The 4,510-nt window shown below is 69.7% G+C and carries 2 protein-coding genes; both read left to right on the top strand.

The features are described 5' to 3' along the window. Positions 1 to 303: 303 nt before the first annotated feature. On the top strand, positions 304 to 3,207 hold the full coding sequence (locus SNA_RS44860) for a DnaB-like helicase C-terminal domain-containing protein (protein WP_198535155.1): 2,904 nt from the start codon (positions 304 to 306) through the stop codon (positions 3,205 to 3,207). Next, on the top strand, positions 3,208 to 3,828 hold the full coding sequence (locus tag SNA_RS28735) for a hypothetical protein (protein WP_030073996.1): 621 nt from the start codon (positions 3,208 to 3,210) through the stop codon (positions 3,826 to 3,828). It begins immediately after the preceding gene. Positions 3,829 to 4,510 lie beyond the last annotated feature (682 nt).

Here is a 4,510-nt window from a genome sequence, read left to right as displayed (position 1 = left end):
TTCCCGTGTTTCGTACCGCCCCTCGTGTGTGTACCGCTAGGCTTGCCGTTACAACGCCGGGGTGGGGGTGGCCCGCTCGCCGGTGTGCTGTGTCTTGCCGACCGGATGAAGGGTGTTGGGGTGTCCGAGGAGACGGTCGCTCAGGATGTACCGCCGGCCGTGCCTGCGCCGCCGGACGGGCCGCCGACCGCGCCGTCGGACGGGCCGGCACGGTCGGGCGATCCCATGCCGCTGGCCGTGCCACCGGCGGTTTCCGGCCCGCCAGCGGAACTGGTGCCGTCGACGGTGCATGAGGCGCGGGGGATGTTGCCGCAGCTGGTGAGGGCCGCGGGTGCGGGCGGGTCGGTGCCGTTGACGCGTAAGGGTGAGGGCCGGGAGTTCCGGGCGCTGCTGGTCTCGCCTCAGGCGGCCGAGGAAGCCGGCGTCGACCTCGCCGGCGTGCCCGCGTGGCCGACGGCGGAGGCCCGTAAGAAGCTCGGCGAGCTCGTCCAGGCGGCTGCCGACGGCTCCCCGCAGGTGCTGCGCCGCCACAAGACGGCGGTCGCCGTCCTGATCCCCGACACCGCCGTCGCCGGGACAAACCCCGCCGCCGTCCCCGGGCCGGCCGCCATGCCCCCGGCCGTGCCCTCCACGGCGGCCGCCGAGCCCGCCGCCCCGCCGGCCCCCCTACCGCACGCCCCGGTCTCGGTGCCTCAGGCGCCCCGCACCGCGCCTCCGACCGGCACCCCGAAGGCATCCGTGCCCGGTACGGAAGCCGCCGCGACCCCGCAACGGCCCGCGTCCGACGTAGCCTTGGCCCAGGCTGCCGCTCCCGCCGTGCCGGGTATCGCCGAGCCGGTCGGGCCCAACCCACCGGCCGCCTCCGCCCCTGGTGCTGCGCCCGCTGCTGCGCCCGCTGCTGCGTCCGATGCCGCCCCGCCGGCCGCCCCGCCGGCCGCCGCGACCGTAGCCGCGGCGCCCCGGCGGCGTCTTGCCCCCCTCGCCGACGTTCTGGCCGCCTTCCCCACCACCAGCCCGGCCTCCGACGCCGCCGACCGCGACGATGCCCTCGCCCTTCCGGGCCTGTCCACCGGTCTGACCGCCCTCGACCAGGCCCTGGGCGGTCTGCAGCCGGGCCGCTTCCACCTCGTGGCCGGCGCGCCCGGCGCCGGCGCCAGCCTGCTGGCCGTCGCCGCCGCCCGTACCACCGCCCTCACCCACCACCAGCCAGTCCTGTACGCAGCCTCGGGCCTGACCAGCGCCGACGTCCTGGCCCGCACGATCGCCGCGCACACGCCCGTCGACTACCGCCGCCTCCGCGCCGGCACCCTCACCCCCGACGAACGCCAGGCCGTCGCCGACACCACCCAACTCATCACCGGTGCACCGCTGTTCATCGATGACGGCACCGACCTGACCACCGCCGCGATCGCCTCCACCGTCCCCGACGTCCCCAACCTGGCCCTCCTGGTCGTCGACCGCCTCCAAGCCGCCCACGACCCCCGCCTGCCCCTGTCCGGCCCCACAGCGATCGCGGACGCGGTCCAGGCCCTGGCCCACCTCGCCCGCACCCACCACCTCCCGGTCCTGGCCGCCCTCGACACCGACGACGCGGCCCTGCTCCAGTCCCTCGCCGCCGACCTCACCCTCACCCTGACCAGCGACGGCACCCGCACCCAAGACGGCACCCGCACCGAACTCACCATCACCGAACGCGACTTGGGCCCCCTGACCACCCTCACCCTGACCGCCGACCTCGCCCACGCCCGCCTCACCGACTACACCCCCTTCGACCCCTACGCCGACGCCCGAGACCTCACCCCAGCCGAACACGACGCCCTCAACCCCTCCCCCTCCACCCCCGACGACCACCCCACCACCAGCGCCCCCACATCCCCGCCCACAGCCCCTCAGGCGCCGCAGAGCGCCTCCGCAGCCGCTGGGGACGCTGGTGTACCGGTGACGACGCCTGAGGCCGCCGAGGACGCGTTCAGCGCCCCGCCCGCCCCCGCAGCCCCCGCGGCGCAGCAGGCCACTGCCGCTGCTCCGGCGCAGGTGCCGCAGCCGCAGCCGCAGCCGCAGCCGCAGCCGCAGCCGCAGCCGCAGCCGGCGGCCGCCGGCCCCGGCCCCGTTTCCGTGGCTGAGCCTGCCGAGGTTGTACCGGTGACCGCGCCGGTCGTACCGCCCACTGGCGCGCCCGCACTGCCCACCAGCGCGCCTGCTGCTGCGCGCCGCGGTGCGACGTATGCCAGTCGGGATTACAGCTACTTCACCGAGATGATCACCGGCGCCGTGGAGCGTGCTCTGGAGGAGCACGGTGGTGACGCCGAGGCTGCGACCGAGGCGTTGGTGAAGCAGGCGATTCCGAACGGGATGGAGCTTTTTGAGGCGACTCGTGTCGGTGGGAATTACGAGCACACCGTCTATCCGGAAACCCTCGAATTCCTGAGGAAGAAGACCAAGGACGGCGTGGACGAGATCTGGGAGGGCCGCCACAAATGGGAGAACACCCAACTCACCGAACGCCTCCTGGACGGCGTCACCGTCTCCGTCACCGCGCTGGACACCAACGCCTCGTACCTGTCCGCCTTCAAGACGCACCTGCCCATCGGCGGCCTGCGGCACGACCCTGACGGTGGCTTCGACCCCAAGCGCTCCGGCATCTACCGCCTCCCCGAACGCCCCACCTGGAACCACCCCGAACTCCCAGACCCCATCGGCAACCGCCGCGAAACAGGTCCTGTCCTCCTCGACGGTGCCACCATCCGCCTCCTCATCCGCTGCCACAAGCTCGGCCTGTGCGCACCCCCGCACATCACCGAGTCCTGGACGTCCGGTGCGACCGAGGGCCTGCTGGAGAAATTCCGCCGCGTCCTCACCGAAGCCCGCAACACCGCAATCACCAACGGCGACGACATCACCCTCGAATACATCAAGGCGATGTATTCCAAGTTCGTCTCGACCATCGGCGAGTCCAGCGTCAACCGTGACATCCGCCGTCCTGACTGGATGCACATCATCCGCAGCCAGGCGTTTGCGAACCTCTGGTTCAAGGCCCACCGCGCCCACAAGCACGGCCTTACCATCGTCCGTGTACGCGGTACTGACGAACTCCACATCACCGGAGACACTGACTGGCGCACCGTGTTCAAGGAAGGCCGCCTCACCACGGAACTGAAAATCAAGGACCAGTACACCCTGCCCCGTTCCAGGAAGAGTGGCCACTAAATGTCGACCGACGGATGGAAGAATTTCGGAAAGTACGGCGCCAGTCTCGACCCTGGCAACGTCCACGGAAAAATCGCCCTCGGCCAAGCCCTCGAAGACGCCCTGGAACGCATGATTATCGAGGGCGGCATCAAATCCCCCGTCACCACCCGCCGCGGACGCCTGGCCCGGATGAAGTACCTCACCACCCACAAAGGCGGCCCCCAGGCCCTGGCCGACGCCGGCATCACCGCCAGCCGCGCCACCATCCGCCGCTGGGCGAAGGGCACCCAGACCCCCAAGCCGGCCAGCCTCGAAGCCATCGACACCGCCTACTGGAACCTGCGCGCCCGCAACGTCATGGCCAACCCGGGCGCCTTCAAACAGCACCTCAACCGCGCCGGCCAGGGCACCAAAATCGAGATCCACCCCATCAACCAGGAGGTCGTCGATGAAAAACGCCGCCGCGACAACCTGCGCGTCCGCCGCTTCCAGGTCCGCTACATCTGGGACGAGGCCGTCGACGCCATGGTGGCCGGCGACGTCGACAAGCTCGAGGACATCTGGGACGACGTCATCGCCGAGCTCGACAGCGACTGGGGCGCCTACACCTACGTCTCCCACATCGGCCTCGGCGCCTGACCACCGGCCAGCTGGATAGCCCGAGCACCCAGCCGCGGCCCCTACTGCCCCGGCTCCTCGCCCCCGCTGCGCCTCGGCCGCTGAATGCTCCCCCGGGACTGATTCGGTGAATCCCACTCAGGAATACGGCAGAGCCAGCATTTTGAAGAGCTAGCCATGTTGCCATAGCCGATGAAATTGGCAACGAATCATCCCCGCAGTAGCGGAGCTTGCACCGGTACATTACTGAACCCGTGGCGGAACAGAGAGAAACGGCACGATTTCAATTCTCGACTGAAAGCATGTACCGCGTAGCATGAAGCAGCCGATGGAAAACTGAGCACCAGTCACCCACCAGACAAAGAAGCCGATTCAGAGGCATCTCAACCCCTCAGAATTCATTACCTGGTTGAGGTGGACTAGACCAGAACCAGGCCGTTACAGATGACGGAGCGTCGCCTAAAGTACCGCTTGCCAAGTTGTACCGACTGTGAGAGACTGGACCAACAAGAACACAGGGGAAGCGCCCGGAGGGCGCCCGAGGGACGAACCGGCTGTAGCCGACAGAGCGACAACCCGAGGGAATACCCCTAAAAGCCCAGGCCAGAGGGCATATAGGGAAAGCCGGCGCGGTCAGACACGGTCATCCTTCACGCCCGCGAAATCTGTACCGGAACCACAGCGCGAGACCCTTTCCCTTCCC

Source organism: Streptomyces natalensis ATCC 27448 (assembly GCF_000935125.1).
Classification (GTDB): Bacteria; Actinomycetota; Actinomycetes; order Streptomycetales; family Streptomycetaceae; genus Streptomyces; species Streptomyces natalensis.
This window is presented reverse-complemented; position numbering and strand designations above follow the sequence as displayed.